The sequence below is a fragment of the Halorubrum vacuolatum genome (assembly GCF_900188065.1).
GTDB lineage: Archaea > Halobacteriota > Halobacteria > Halobacteriales > Haloferacaceae > Halorubrum > Halorubrum vacuolatum.
The window spans coordinates 38,218-51,657 of the sequence record NZ_FZNQ01000003.1; the positions used below are offsets into that span (position 1 = coordinate 38,218).

12 protein-coding genes are annotated in these 13,440 nt (G+C 62.0%); 10 read left to right on the plus strand and 2 right to left on the minus strand.

All coding sequences use genetic code 11. The annotated features are described in order from the left end of the window. The first annotated feature begins 90 nt into the window (after positions 1–90). The 4 genes from CHB65_RS04340 (at position 91) to CHB65_RS04355 (ending at position 4,988) form a co-directional block, all read left to right on the plus strand. Positions 91–753, plus strand: a complete 663-nt coding sequence (locus tag CHB65_RS04340; protein ID WP_089383839.1) for a type 1 glutamine amidotransferase — start codon at positions 91–93, stop codon at positions 751–753. Between the two features lie 144 nt (positions 754–897). After that, a complete protein-coding gene (locus CHB65_RS04345) occupies positions 898–2,286 on the plus strand; it encodes an aspartate aminotransferase family protein (RefSeq protein ID WP_089383840.1) in 1,389 nt (462 codons plus the stop codon). A 77-nt stretch (positions 2,287–2,363) separates the two neighbouring features. Further along, entirely contained in the window at positions 2,364–3,521 is a 1,158-nt protein-coding gene (locus CHB65_RS04350; protein ID WP_089383841.1) for an NAD(P)/FAD-dependent oxidoreductase, read from the plus strand. 129 nt (positions 3,522–3,650) lie between these two features. Then, entirely contained in the window at positions 3,651–4,988 is a 1,338-nt protein-coding gene (locus CHB65_RS04355) for an aminotransferase family protein (protein WP_089383842.1), read from the plus strand. A gap of 42 nt (positions 4,989–5,030) precedes the next feature. Here CHB65_RS04355 and CHB65_RS04360 read toward each other — a convergent pair whose 3' ends face one another. Next, a complete protein-coding gene (locus tag CHB65_RS04360; RefSeq protein ID WP_143420344.1) occupies positions 5,031–5,684 on the minus strand; it encodes a type I glutamate--ammonia ligase in 654 nt (217 codons plus the stop codon). On the opposite strand from CHB65_RS04360, the gene CHB65_RS04365 reads away from it, so the two are divergent. Genes CHB65_RS04365 through CHB65_RS04380 form a run of 4 tightly spaced genes read left to right on the plus strand, consistent with a single transcriptional unit; the run spans position 5,565 to position 9,378 of the window. After that, positions 5,565–6,521, plus strand: coding sequence for an extracellular solute-binding protein (locus tag CHB65_RS04365; RefSeq protein WP_179213578.1), 957 nt, complete (start codon positions 5,565–5,567; stop codon positions 6,519–6,521). The genes CHB65_RS04360 and CHB65_RS04365 overlap by 120 nt on opposite strands. A gap of 16 nt (positions 6,522–6,537) precedes the next feature. After that, positions 6,538–7,623, plus strand: a complete 1,086-nt coding sequence (locus CHB65_RS04370; protein ID WP_089383845.1) for an ABC transporter ATP-binding protein — start codon at positions 6,538–6,540, stop codon at positions 7,621–7,623. Continuing rightward, positions 7,607–8,572 (plus strand): ABC transporter permease, encoded by a 966-nt coding sequence (locus CHB65_RS04375; RefSeq protein WP_089383846.1) that lies wholly within the window; start codon positions 7,607–7,609, stop codon positions 8,570–8,572. The genes CHB65_RS04370 and CHB65_RS04375 overlap by 17 nt, the downstream gene beginning before the upstream one ends. Further along, positions 8,569–9,378 (plus strand): ABC transporter permease, encoded by an 810-nt coding sequence (locus tag CHB65_RS04380; protein ID WP_089383847.1) that lies wholly within the window; start codon positions 8,569–8,571, stop codon positions 9,376–9,378. Before CHB65_RS04375 ends, CHB65_RS04380 begins: the two co-directional genes overlap by 4 nt. A gap of 68 nt (positions 9,379–9,446) precedes the next feature. On the opposite strand, the gene CHB65_RS04385 is transcribed toward CHB65_RS04380, so the two are convergent. Further along, positions 9,447–9,959, minus strand: a complete 513-nt coding sequence (locus CHB65_RS04385) for an Lrp/AsnC family transcriptional regulator (protein ID WP_089383848.1) — start codon at positions 9,957–9,959, stop codon at positions 9,447–9,449. A 238-nt stretch (positions 9,960–10,197) separates the two neighbouring features. Between CHB65_RS04385 and CHB65_RS04390 the strand changes: the two genes are divergently transcribed. Together CHB65_RS04390 and CHB65_RS04395 are read left to right on the plus strand one after the other, a co-directional pair. After that, positions 10,198–11,544, plus strand: a complete 1,347-nt coding sequence (locus CHB65_RS04390) for an aspartate aminotransferase family protein (protein ID WP_089383849.1) — start codon at positions 10,198–10,200, stop codon at positions 11,542–11,544. An 8-nt stretch (positions 11,545–11,552) separates the two neighbouring features. Beyond that, complete coding sequence (locus tag CHB65_RS04395) at positions 11,553–13,424, plus strand: aldehyde ferredoxin oxidoreductase family protein (RefSeq protein WP_179213579.1); 1,872 nt, start codon at positions 11,553–11,555, stop codon at positions 13,422–13,424. Positions 13,425–13,440: the final 16 nt, after the last annotated feature.

Below are 13,440 nucleotides of genomic sequence, written 5' to 3' on the forward strand. Positions count from 1 at the left end.
GATACCGGCTCCCGTCGTGTCAGCGGCTCACCCTCGTCGCCGGCGTTTCGACCCATCATGTATTAGCGCGTCGACGCCTACGGTCAGCCGATGATACTCGTCGTCGACCTTGAGATCGACCCGAACTATCGCTATCTAGGCCCGGAGATCGCCCACCATCTCCCCGCCGAGACCACGTATGTCGCGTTCGTGGACGATCCGACCGTGCCGGACGTGGAACAGTACGATGGTGTGGTGCTCAGCGGAAGCACGGCCAGCGTGTATGCGGACGACCACGACGACTGGCTCACCCCCGCCACCGAGATCGTCCGACGCTGTCGTGATGCGCGGGTGCCGCTGCTCGGGGTCTGTTTCGGTCACCAACTGATACACCAGGCGTTCGGTGGAACGGTCGAACGCGACACCCGGCGGGCGCACTTCGTCGAGATGGAATCGGTGGCGGAGGACACGATCCTCGATGGGGTCGATCCGGTGGTCCCCGTCCTCCACGCCGACCTCGTCGTCGACCCGGCCTCGGAGCTGATCACGACGGCGCGAACGTCCTACAACGAGCACTTCTGTAGCCGTCATCGGGACGCGCCGATCTGGACGGTGCAGTTCCACCCCGAATTCACCGAGCGGGTGCGCGATGAGCCGAGCGACTGGTCGAACGGCGAGTTTGACTTTCCTGACGCCAACGCGACGAAAGTGCTCGAGAACTTCGCCGCGTACTGCACCCGGACAACTGCGGCTGACGCACCATCACATAGCTAGGATCCGCCATCATCGGTGACACGTCTCCGCCGATCGTCGTTCCGCCCGTTGAATAATATTCAGTGGAGGGGCCGAGCGACGAACGTTCTCCAGATACCGATCCTGCCCCAAAGAATTATTGAGTTTGACCGCACGTTTCCTGCAATGAGTTCAGGACGAGAGATTACCCCTGATCATGCAACGGCTCTTCGCGAGATGACGCCGCAGAGCGAACGGTTTCACGAACGCGCCCGGCGAATAACGCCGCTTGGGGTCGAATCGAACGTTCGGTCGTTCGATCCCTATCCGTTCTACATCGATCGAGCCTCCGGATCGTACGTCACCGATATCGACGACAATCGATATCTCGATTTCCTCTTGGCGCTCGGTCCCATCGTGCTCGGCCATAACCATCCGGAGGTGCAAGCGGCGGTTAAACAGCAGGTTGACAGGGCGGATCTCACCGCGACCCCTCAGCCGATCGCCATCGAGTTCATGGAGAAGGTCGCGGAGATGACGCCGTCGATCGAACAGGTGCGGCTGGCGAACAGCGGCAGCGAGGCGACGATGCACGCGCTGCGTGTCGCCCGATCCTACACGGGCAAGGACCTGATCGCCAAACCTGAGGGTGGATACGCCGGCGCGCACGACTACGCGCTTATGAGCGTGTACGCCGACGAGGAGGCGCTCGGTCCGAAGGAGCGTCCGAACACCGTCCCGTTCGGGACGGGTATCCCCGATGCGATACGCGACACCGTCGTCGCCATCCCGTTCAATGACAAGGAGCACACCGAGGCGGTGTTGCGTGAACACGCCGAGGACCTCGCCGCCGTCATTATCGAACCGGTCATGTTCTCGGCCGGCTGTCTCAAGCCCCGCGACGGGTATCACGAGTTCCTTCGTGACCTGACCGAGGAGTTGGGAATCGTGCTCATCTGGGATGAGGTCATGACTGGTTTTCGGCTCGGTCCGGGAAGCGCACAGGGCCGTTTCGGCATCGAGCCCGACATGACGACCTTCGCGAAGGCCGCCGGAGGCGGGTACCAGATCGCCGGCTTCGGCGGGAGTCGTGAGATCATGTCGGAGATCGTTCCGCCCGACTCCGACGACGAGGAGCCGTGGAACACGACGGCGTTCCACGGCGGCACGTACAACGGCCATCCGGTCTCGTGTGCCGCTGGGCTGCGAACGCTCGAGATCCTCTCTTCGGAGGACGTGTACGATCACATCGATCGCATGGGGGAGCTCCTCTTTGAGGGCCTCCAGGAAGTCGCCGACGACGTCGGCGTGCCCGCCACCGTCGAGTACGTCGGATCGATGGGACAGGTGTATATGACCGACGAGGCGCCATACCACTACCGTGATACGTGGGCGGCGAACGTCGATCGGTTCGCCGACTGGTGGCTCGAAGCGGCGGCCGGCGGTGTCCTCTTCGGCAACCCCATGCAGAGCGAGCGATTCTTCACCACCTACACACACACCGAATCGGAGATCGAGGCCGCCCTCGAAGTCGCCGAGGACGCGTTCAAAGCCGTCGACCACGCCTATGAGTGACTCCTCTACCCCGATCTGTATGATGCCACGAAGCAGCCCACACATGGGTGTCCCGATCCCACACATGAGGTGTCCCGATGAGTGACCAGACGCGCGTCGCCATCGTCGGTGGCGGTGTGACCGGGTGTGCGATCGCTCGAGCGTTGGCCCCGGATCACGCCGTCGACGTCTTCGATCAGGGCCAGATCGCCGGCGAAGCGACCGCCCTCGCTGCCGGCGAGATCACCATGCTCTCGAGTTACGACGACCGCCCGGCGATCGGGTGGCACGCGGTCGAGTTCTTCCGTGACTACGACGGGACGGGGACGTTTTCGTTCGCCGAGCGCCCGAGTATCGGGCTGATCACGCCCGACCGTGAGGAGGCGAAACGGCGGTACGCGGCGCGTGCTGCCGACAACGGGTTGCCAGTGGCGTTTCTCGACCGTGAGACGGCGGCAGGGCGCTATCCACGATTCGACTTCTCGGGGTTCGCCGGTGTGGTCGAACACGGGGTATCCGGCTTCGTCGATCCATATACGTTCGCGGTGACGCTTCAGCACGACGCCGAGGCGGACAGCGCGCGCTTCCATACGAACACGCCGGTGACGGACGTTCTCACGGATGGGGGTGCCGTCACTGGCGTCGAGGCGGGCGGGGAACGGTATGATGCGGATCACGTGATCGTTGCCGCCGGCTGGCGCTCCCGTGCGGTGTTGTCCGATCAGGTGAACGTCGAGATTCCGATTCGTCCGTATCGGACGCAGTGTATCGTCCTCGAACCCGAGGAGCCGCTCCCCGATTCGTTCCCCATGGGTTGGTATCCGGGTGAACACGTCTACTTCCGCGCCGAACACAACGGTGACCTTCTCGTCGGTGGCTGGTCCTTCGCCGAGGACGACCCCGAGGGTGCCAGTAGCAACGCCGATGAGGCGTTTAGACGGCACGTCGCCGACCTGCTGCCGACCTTCCTGCAGAACGGTGATCGGGCCGGGTACGTCGACGACTGGGCCGGGATCGATGCCGCAACGCCGGACACACGTCCCATCCTCGATACGCCCGCCGAGGGGCCGGACGGGCTCGTCGTCGCGACCGGGTTCAACGGACGTGGTATCATGACTGCCCCGGTCAGTGCGACGGTCGTTCGTTCGCTGATCACCGACGAGACGGCGCCGTTTTCGACGGACCCGTTCGCGCTCGACCGTTTCGACACGCGGTCCGCTGACTTCGAATTTATCAGCATAAGCGCGAGCGAGTGAATTCAGTGGATCGGTTCCTTTTTCGAATAACGTAGCAAAAAGTATCCGAGGAAGATTATTTGAATAACTATTGCTGGATATGGGAGAACATACACCAACATTCATGCTGATGGGCGCATATGCGTCGGTATGGCCAGTCAACAGCACGAAAAAAACGAGATAGAACGACTCGACCGCGAGTATACGCTCGGCACGTGGACCCGTCAGGCGGACTTCAACCCGACACAGATCGCCGACACGGAGGGGCCGCGGATCGTCACCGCCGACGGCGACTCGATCCTCGATTTTAGCAGCCAGTACGTCTGTACGAGCCTCGGTTATGACGCCGAGCGGATCGCTGACGCGGTGAACGAGCAGATACGAACCGTGCCGTACGTCAATCCCGGCTGGTCGACGGAGCCACGGGCACGGCTCTCGGAGAAACTCGCCGAGATCACTCCGGGCTCGCTGAAAAAAACGTTCTACTCGACGAGTGGGACCGAAGCCAACGAGGTGGCGTTCAAGATCGCCCGATCCTACACGGGAAAACACAAGATCCTCTCGCGGTATCGATCGTATCACGGCGCGACCGCCGCCTCGCTGTCGGCCTCCGGCGATCCACGTCGCGTCGTCCAGGGACCGGAGATACAGCCCGAAGTACCCGGAATGGTGAAGGGACCGGACCCATACGCCTACGGGTCGAGCCTCGATCCCGAACAGAGCCTCGAGTACATCGATGAGATGCTCGGGCTCGAGGGCGACACCGTGGCCGGCGTGCTCGTCGAGCCGCTCGTCGGCTCCAACGGGGTGTTGACGCCGCCGGACGACTATCTCCCCCGGCTCAAAGAGATCGCCCACGATCACGGCGCGTTGTTGATCTGTGACGAGGTAATGACCGGCTTCGGTCGGACCGGCGAGTGGTTCGCCTCGACGCTGTATGAGACCGAACCCGACATCATCACGATGGCGAAGGGGCTCACCGGCTCCTACCAGCCGCTCGCCGCCACGACGGTCACCGAGGAGGTCGCTGAACACTTCGAGGAGCACCTGCTCAATCAGGGCCACACCTTCTCGGGACATCCGACGGCGTGTGCGGCCGGCTTGGCGGCCATCGAGACCTACGAGGAGGAGAACCTGGTCGACCGCGCCAAGGAGATGGGGGCGTACCTCAAAACCGAGCTCGAAGCGCTCGCGGACCGTCATCCGAGCGTCGGGGAGCGCCGTGGTGTCGGGCTCCACCAGGGCATCGAGCTGACCCGCAGCGAGGAGAAACGCGTCCCGTTCGAGCGGCGTGAGGACAAAATGTCTGGAGAACCGACCGTTCTCAACGAGGTCGGTGCCAGCGCGCTGTCGGAGGGCGTCTACTTCTATACGTCGGTGAACACGATCGTCGTCACGCCGCCGCTGACGATCGACGAGGACGATGTCGACGAGGCGATCGCCGCCCTCGACGTCGCACTGGAGATTTCGGACAACGCGATGGAATAGGGGCGCGAATCGGCCGCCGCCACCGCTTCCGATCCAGTTTGTTCAAAACATCTCGACGTACTGTCGTCGTTCCCACTCGGTCGTGACGTCGTAGAACGCGTCGATCTCCTGTCGTTTCTGTCGGACGTACTCCGAGACGAGGGATTCACCGAGGATCCCGGTCAACGCCTCGTCCGCCTCAAGCGCGTCGAGCGCTTGGTGTGGCGTTCGCGGGAGTCGTGGACTCGCGTTCTCGGGATCGCCGCTTACGGGCGCTGGCGGCTCGATCTCCGTTTCGATGCCGTCTATCGCCGCCGCCAGCGTGCTCGCGATCACCAGATACGGGTTCGCGTCCGCGCTCGGGATCCGGTTCTCCACCCGCGTCGTCCCATGTGTCGGCACACGGATCGAGGTCATTCGATTCCCGTATCCCCATGCGATCGACGACGGAGCGAAGGTTCCGGGCTGGTGTCGCTTGAACCCGTTCAGGTTCGGCGTTCCGAGCGCCGTCAGGGCGGGTGCGTGTGCCAACAGCCCGCCGATGGCATGTCTGCCGGTTCGTGACAGGCCATCATCGCCGGCGATGACGACGGCGAGTTGACCTACTTCAGCTGGGGTGCCTACATCGACGACGCTTGGATCGCTCCGTTCGAGGAGGATACCGGCATAACGGTCAACACCGAGACGTACGAGTCGAATGCGGATGCGATCAATCAGATCGACAACTCACCAGAGGGAACCTACGACGTCTGGACGCCATCCGCACCGGGTGCGGATTTCGAACGGGCGTATCGAAACGACCTCCTCGAGCCGATCAACGTGGACAACGTGCCGGCATGGGATGACCACATCTTCGAGGAGGTGAAACTCGATGCGTTTTGGCAGGAGGACGAACTCTATGCGGTGCCGATGACGTTCGGGTTCGATGGGGCGATCTACAACCACGACGAGGTCGGTGATCTCGGTGACACGATCAGCTACGACCTCCTCTGGGACGACGAGTACGAGGGAGATCTGACCACCCGGGACGACGCGGCGACACAGATCTGGACCGCAGCGAAGTACCTCGGACAGGATCCCGATGAACCCGAGGACCTCGATGCGATTCAGGAGGCGTTGTCGGACGACGTCGATCTCGTTTCGACGTACTGGACCTCCTCGGCGGCGTCGATCCAGAACTTCCAGGAGGGTGAAGCGACGCTCGGGACCTCATGGGACGGCGCCTACCATCGGCTCGCCGCCGAGGGTGAACCCGTGACGCTCGCCTTCTGGGAGGAGGGAACCATCGGCTGGATCGATAGCTTCTGTATCGCTCGTGGTTCCGAAAACACCGAGGAAGCCGAACAGTTCATCGACTATATGCTCTCGGAGGTGCCCCGCGAGTGGTTCGAAGGGCCACAGTACATCGTGGTGTCGGACGCCGTCGACTACACCGACGAGGAACTCGAACAGTACGCGCTCGAGGACGCGCTTGCACAGACGGAGTTCCCCGCGTTCAACGACGACGAGACGATCCAAGCGTACGACGAGATCTGGACGGACGTGACGGCGTAATCGGTTTTTATCGTTTATGAGCTCCGATCTACACGTTGACGGCGTCACCAAACACTTTGGGGACGTTCGTGCCGTCGATGACGTCAGCTTCACCGTCGAGGAGGGAACGTTCGTCACCCTGCTTGGCCCCTCGGGCTGTGGCAAGACGACGACGCTTCGCATGATCGCCGGCTATGAGACGCCAACTACGGGGCGCGTTACCCTCGGCGATCGTGACATCACCGATGAGAAACCGTATCAGCGGCCGACCAGCATGGTGTTTCAAAGCTATGCGCTGTTCCCGCACAAAACCGTGGGTGAAAACGTCGGCTTTGGACTCAAGATGCGCGACGTCCCCTCCGAGGAGCGCGACCGACGGGTCGCGGAAATACTCGAACTGGTCGAACTTCCCGGTACGGAGGATCGGGCGATCGACGAACTTTCCGGCGGCCAACAGCAACGGATCGCTCTCGCCCGTTCGCTCGTCATCGAACCGGAGGTGCTGCTCCTGGATGAACCGCTCGGGGCACTCGATCTGAAGCTCAGAAAGAACATGCAGGTCGAGTTGAAAGACCTACAAGAGGAGTTGGGGATCACCTTCGTCTACGTCACCCACGATCAGGAGGAGGCGCTGACGATGAGCGATGAGATCGTCATCCTCAACGATGGCCGGATCGAACAGCGTGGAACCCCGGCGGAAATATACGAGAGCCCACGGACGCGTTTCGTCGCCGAGTTCATCGGCGACACCAATCTACTTGACGGGACGTACGTCGCAACCGACTCGGGTGCTTATCTCGAGTGTGGATCCGTCGAGTTCCCGGTCGAACCGAATCCGGCCGCCGAAAGTGGAGCTACCCTTTCGGTCTCCATCCGCCCCGAGAAAGTCTCTCTCGAGGAGTCGGCTGCGCGAAACGGCGGCTCGACTGAAACCGATATCACGCTCGATGGCGTCGTCGACGATGTCATCTATCAGGGCAACGTCGCCAAAATACACGTTCGGATCGGCGACAGCGAATTGATCTCGGAACGCCACGTCGTGAACAGCACCGACCTTCCGACGCCCGGAAGCGAATGTAGGGTACGCTGGACCAAGGAGCACGCCGATGTCCTCGTCGAGTGAGCTATCCGGCGGCGAGACGACCGCCCCATCCGGATTCCGTGCTCGCGTGCTCACGATGGCCGACAACAGCCGGTTAAAAGGGCTTACGAGCCTCGGACCGATCGTCACGCTGCTTACGGTTTTCTATGCGATCCCGGTGGCGCTTTTGATCGTCTACAGCGTCTTCGTCGACGATCCGTTCGTCACGGCGATCACCTTCGAGCATTTCGCGCGCTTTCTCGACCTCTCGGCGGTGATCTCGTTGCAGATCGGCGACCTCCCGTACGTCCGTCTCCTCGCTCGCTCGTTGGGGATCGCCGTCGTCGTGACGGTGCTCTCGCTCATTATCGCGTATCCGATCACCTACTATCTCGGACAACACGCCCCGGAACGGTGGCAGATGCTGCTCGTTCTGTTGGTCATCATCCCGTTTTGGACCTCCTACCTCATCCGAACGTACGCTTGGATACCGATACTCTCACGGAACGGCTTCATCAACGGGGCGTTGGGGGCCCTCGGGCTCCCGACGGTTCCGCTTTTGAACACCTACTGGGGGAGCATCATCGGGCTCGTCTACGTGTTCGTTCCGTTCGTCATCCTTCCGCTCTACGCGAGCATGCGCAGTCTCGACGCCTCCCTCATTGAGGCGGCACGGGATCTCGGTGCCTCGCGGAGCGCCGTCTTCCGTGAGGTCGTGTTTCCACTCACCTTGCCGGGCGCGCTCGCGGGAGCCGTTTTCGTCTTCATCAAGTGTGCGGCAGCGTATGTCACGCCGGCGCTGTTGGGCGGGACGAGCGGACGGATGTTCGCACAGGTGATAGAGACGCAGTTCGGGACGGCGTTCAACTGGAACTTCGGCGCGGCGCTGTCGGTCATTCTCGTTGCGGTAGTTCTCGGATCGTTATGGATCGCGATGCGGCTGGGGATCGATGTCGGTAAATCACGTGGGCTCGGCGGTGGTGGGTTATGAGCACGGCCGATGGGCTCCAGGAACGACTTGGACTCAATTCCGATGTCAGCCTCGGATTGAAGACCGCGGCGGTGCTGACCTACGTGTTCCTCTACGGGCCGATATTCGTCATCCTCGTGATGTCGTTTGACGCCGGACGGTACGGGCTCCGGTGGGAGTTCTCCCCGGAGTGGTACCTCAATCTGGCCACCCGTGGCGACCTGATCGGATCGTTGTGGTTGAGCCTCCAGATCGGGGTCGTGGTCATGATCGTCTCGACGGTGTTGGCGGTCGTCGCGGCGTTCGGACTCGTGCGGTTCGACTGGCCACGACGCAAAGGCGCGCTTTCGACGTACCTGATCTTCGTTCCGCTCACGTTGCCGATCATCATCTACGGGATCGGCCTCTTCGTGTTTTTCTCCCAACTGGGGCTCGGTCGGGGATTCATCCCGATCGTCATCGGACACGTCATGTATACGTTCCCGTTCGCGACGCTCGTCGTCGCGGCGGGGGTGATCGACCTCGACAGGAGCCTTGAGGAAGCCGCGATGGATCTCGGTGCCGATCCGATCACGACGTTTCGGGAGGTGACGATCCCGGCGCTGATGCCGAATATCGTCGCGGCGGCGCTGTTTTCGTTCACCCTCTCGTTCGATGAGTTCCTCATCTCGTTTTTCGTCAGCGGCGCCGGAAGCATTCCGCTCCCGGTTCGGATCTGGGGAATGGTGCGTGCGGATATCGAACCGGAGGTCTACGCGATTAGCGTCGTCGTGCTCGTGATCTCGATGACGATAGCGGTGATCGCCACGCGACTTCGTCGCTTCTGAGCGACCGTCGCCTCCGGGCTTTTTCTCGGGCTCGCTGACTGGACAGGACGATTCATCGTCGTTGTTCGTCAGTCGGATCGAACGTTCTCACGCATTTCATCGGACATGTTCGCGAGGACCCGTCCGTCCGATTTGATCTCGTCCATGACGAACGTCGAGGAGGTTTCGTTCACCCCATCGATCGCGATCAGCTTCGCGATCACGTCGTTGATCTGATCGCGGTTCTGCGCCCGAAAGATGACGATGAAATCGACATCGCCCATCGTATAATACACGTCCTGCACGCCGGTCGTGGCCGCGATCGCCTCGCCGGTGTCGGCGGCGTACCCTGACTCGTGTGTCACGTACACCTCCGTGATCACGAGCATCTCGAGGCCAAACCGCTGTGGATCCAGATCCGCGGAGATAGCGGTTATCACGCCGTCCTCCTTGAGATTATTGAGTCGATAATGGATCGCCGATTTTGAGAGACCGATCTCCTCGGAGAGATCCGAGAGATTGAGGTCGTGATCCGACTCAAGCCGTTCGAGAATCTGTAAATCGATCTCGTCGAACCGTCGCTCGGTAGAATCTGATTCCATAATGTGGGACGATCCCGAATCAATTTAAAATCTTTGCTAATATCTCTCCGCTCTTTGGATGATGTTCACTACCTCCGGGTGAGGACGTCGAACCTATGATTGCTAATATACTTCAGAAAAACGAACGAATATGTGCACGAAATCCTCCACGCTCGATCATCTTTGAACGATATTCTATTCTCATCTGTTGAACCGAACCGACGCCAATATTTAATATCCACTCGCCGTGATGTGTCGTATGGATCTCTGGGAAGACACGGAAGCGGCTTATCGCGAGCGGACGCCGACTAGCGAGCGGATCTACGGTGAACTCGTCGAGGACATCCCTGCGGGCGTCGCCAGTACGTATCGTGCGTTCGAGCCATACCCGATGATCATCGAGCGGGCGGAGGGTCCGTATCTGTACGACGTCGACGGCAACCGGTACCTCGATTTCGATCTGAACAACGGTGCCGGTATGGTCGGACATAGCCATCCGGCAGTCACCGACGCCATCCGTGACCAACTCGACCACGGAACGCTGTTCACGCACCCACACGAGCTGCTCGGCGAAGCCGCCCGTGAGATCAAAAAACGGTGGGATGTCGCCGACTTGGTTCGGTTCACCAACAGCGGCACGGAGAGCACGATGCACGCGATCCGGGTCGCTCGCGCCTACAGCGGCCGTGACAAACTGCTGAAGATCGAGGGTGCCTACCATGGCGTCCACGATTACGTCCTGCTGAGCAAGGCGGCACCCGAACACAAACTCGGTCATCCAAAACGGCCGGCGACGTACGTCGAGAGTCATGGCGTCCCCGAAGCGATCGAGGACACCGTCGAGGTCGCCCCGTGGAACGATCTCGAGGCCGTCGAGGAGATCATGTCCGAGAACGTCAACGAGATCGGCGCGCTCATCGTCGAACCGATCGTAATGAACGTGGGGATGACCCAACCCCATGCGGAGTTCCTCCAGGGCCTTCGTGAACTCTGTGATGAGTACCAGGTCCCGTACATCTTCGATGAGGTGAAGACGGGCGTGAAGGTGGCGCCGGGTGGCGCCGCGGAGTACTACGACGTCGAACCGGATCTCGTCACGATGGCCAAAAGCATCGGCGGCAACTACCCCGTCGGCGCGTTCGCCGGTCGCGAGGAGATCATGCGCGGCATCGAGCACGGCACGGCACACTACGGAACGTACAACGGAAGCCCGCTCGTGCTTCGTGCCGTCACGACGGTGTTGCGCGACGTCCTGACCGATGACGCCTACGATCACGTAAACGATCTCGGCGAACGGTTGGTCTCGGGATACGAGGAGATCATGGCCGATGTCGGCCTCAACGGGCACGTCGAGTACGTCAACTCACAGGGCACGGTCGTATTCGCGAACGAACGGATCACCAACTACCGTGACTTCGCCCGGCACGTCGACGTCGACTTCCATGAGAACTACTGGTTCGAGATGCTCGACCGCGGCGTCCTCCCGCATCCCCACGACGCCTCCCAGCAGTGGAGCATCAGCGTCCAACACGAACGGGAGCACATCGAGGACCACCTCGACGCGTTCGCGGAGGTCGCCCCCCTCCTCGCCGACCGACAGGAATGACCTCGCCGATGAGCGAACTTCCCAACGTCTACGGCGGCGAGATCCTTCACGTCTCCCTCGATACCGGGACGACGGAGCGAGAGGCGATCGATCCCGAACACGCACGGCTGCTCCTCGGCGGCAACGGGTTCGTCGCCAAACAGGTGTCCGACCACGTCCCGCCGACGAGCGATCCGTTCGATCCGGAGAACGTCCTCGCGCTCTCGGTCGGCCCGATGAACGCCACGCCGTTTCAGAGCACGAGCCGGGGCGTCGTCGGCTTCATCAGCCCGATGACGAACGGCTTTTTCGACAGCACGTTCGGCGGGACGTTCCCCCGGGCACAGAAGACGACCGGCTTCGAGACCATCGTCCTCCATGGCGCCACCGATGAACTCTCGTATGTCCTCGTCGACGAGTCCGGCGCGTCCATCGTCCCGGCTCCCGACCTCGCGGGCTTGGACACCTACCGTACCTGTGAGGTGATCCGCGAGCGCGAAGAGGAGGACGATGACGACGTCCACGTCCTCGCGGCGGGTCCCGCCGGCGAGAACCGCGTCCGATACGCCTGTTTGGTTCATAAAGGACGGGACCGCGAGGGGGTCGCCGGCCGCGGCGGCGCCGGTGCCGTGCTCGGCTCGAAGGGGATCAAGGCGATCGCGATCCGCGAGGGCTCGTTCGAACCACAGCTCGCCGACGAGGACGCCCTCCGTGAGCTCGCGGCGAGCCGAATGGGACCGCTGATGGCGGAGACGGAGATGCTCCAGGAGTACGGCACGAGCGGCCTCGTGAACCCGATAAACGAGATGGGGAAACTCGGTCGCCGGAACAACCGGACCGAGCAGGTCTCACTCGAAACCGCCGACCGGATCAGCGGCGAGACGCTCCGTGAGGAGTACGTCACGGAGCATACGACCTGTGCGAACTGCGCGGTCCGCTGTGGCAAACACGTCACGGTACAGTCGGAAGGGCTCACGGACGCGAAGATCCCGGAGTTCGAGAGCCTCTTCGGGACGGCGACGATGCAGGACGTGTTCGATCCCGAACAGGTGATGGTCGTCAACGATCGTTGTGATCGCCTCGGCATGGACAGCATCAGTTGGGGGGTCACCGTCGCGTTCGCCCGGGAGTGTGCCGAATCGGGCGTGCTCGACACGGCGGATCTCTCGGACGCCGACGCCGACCGCCTACGCTTCGGCGACGCCGAGGGCTTAGTCACGCTTGTGGACGATACGGCCGCCCGGGAGGGTATCGGCGACCGACTCGCTGAGGGATCGTTCCGTATGGCCGAGACGCTCGGCTCCGACGCCGAGGCGTACCTTCACGGCTCGAAGGGCTTGGAGTTCGCCGCCCATTCGCCACGCGGACTGAAGGGAATGAGCATCGGGTACGCCACCTCGACACGCGGCGGCTCCCATCATGATACCCGTCCAACCCTGCAGTACGACGGCGAACATACCGAAACGACGGCGGGCACGCCCGAGTTCGCCGCCCGATCCCAGCACTTCACCGCCCTCGGCGACTCGCTTACACAATGCCGGTTCGTCAGCGAAGGTGGGTGGGGAAAGCGGGTGAACGAACGCTATCGCGACGCCATCGTCGCCGCCACGGGATGGGATCTGACCCGCGAGGCCGTCGAACGGATCGGCGAACGGATCTACAACCTGGAACGCCTGATAAACGTCGAGCGAGGCATCGCCGACCGCGACGCCGACTCGCTTCCTCACCGCGTCACCCACGAACCGATCCCGGACGGTCCTGCTGCCGGGATGCACTGCCCGCCCGAGGAGCTCGATCGGATGCTCTCGGAGTATTATGAATTCCGTGGCTGGAACGACAAGGGGATTCCGACCGACGAGACGCTCGAAGACCTCCGTATTCCTGATTGCCTCGCCGACTGATCGTCCTCTCTCCCTT

Excerpts from the sequence above, each read along its gene's own strand:
- CHB65_RS04350 (WP_089383841.1), top strand. The coding sequence starts at position 2,364 with ATGAGTGACCAGACGCGCGTCGCCATCGTCGGTGGCGGTGTGACCGGG.
- CHB65_RS04390 (WP_089383849.1), top strand. The coding sequence starts at position 10,198 with ATGGATCTCTGGGAAGACACGGAAGCGGCTTATCGCGAGCGGACGCCG.
- CHB65_RS04370 (WP_089383845.1), top strand. The coding sequence starts at position 6,538 with ATGAGCTCCGATCTACACGTTGACGGCGTCACCAAACACTTTGGGGAC.
- CHB65_RS04380 (WP_089383847.1), top strand. The coding sequence starts at position 8,569 with ATGAGCACGGCCGATGGGCTCCAGGAACGACTTGGACTCAATTCCGAT.
- CHB65_RS04395 (WP_179213579.1), top strand. The coding sequence starts at position 11,553 with ATGAGCGAACTTCCCAACGTCTACGGCGGCGAGATCCTTCACGTCTCC.
- CHB65_RS04375 (WP_089383846.1), top strand. The coding sequence starts at position 7,607 with ATGTCCTCGTCGAGTGAGCTATCCGGCGGCGAGACGACCGCCCCATCC.
- CHB65_RS04345 (WP_089383840.1), top strand. The coding sequence starts at position 898 with ATGAGTTCAGGACGAGAGATTACCCCTGATCATGCAACGGCTCTTCGC.
- CHB65_RS04355 (WP_089383842.1), top strand. The coding sequence starts at position 3,651 with ATGGCCAGTCAACAGCACGAAAAAAACGAGATAGAACGACTCGACCGC.
- CHB65_RS04340 (WP_089383839.1), top strand. The coding sequence starts at position 91 with ATGATACTCGTCGTCGACCTTGAGATCGACCCGAACTATCGCTATCTA.
- CHB65_RS04385 (WP_089383848.1), bottom strand. The coding sequence starts at position 9,959 with ATGGAATCAGATTCTACCGAGCGACGGTTCGACGAGATCGATTTACAG.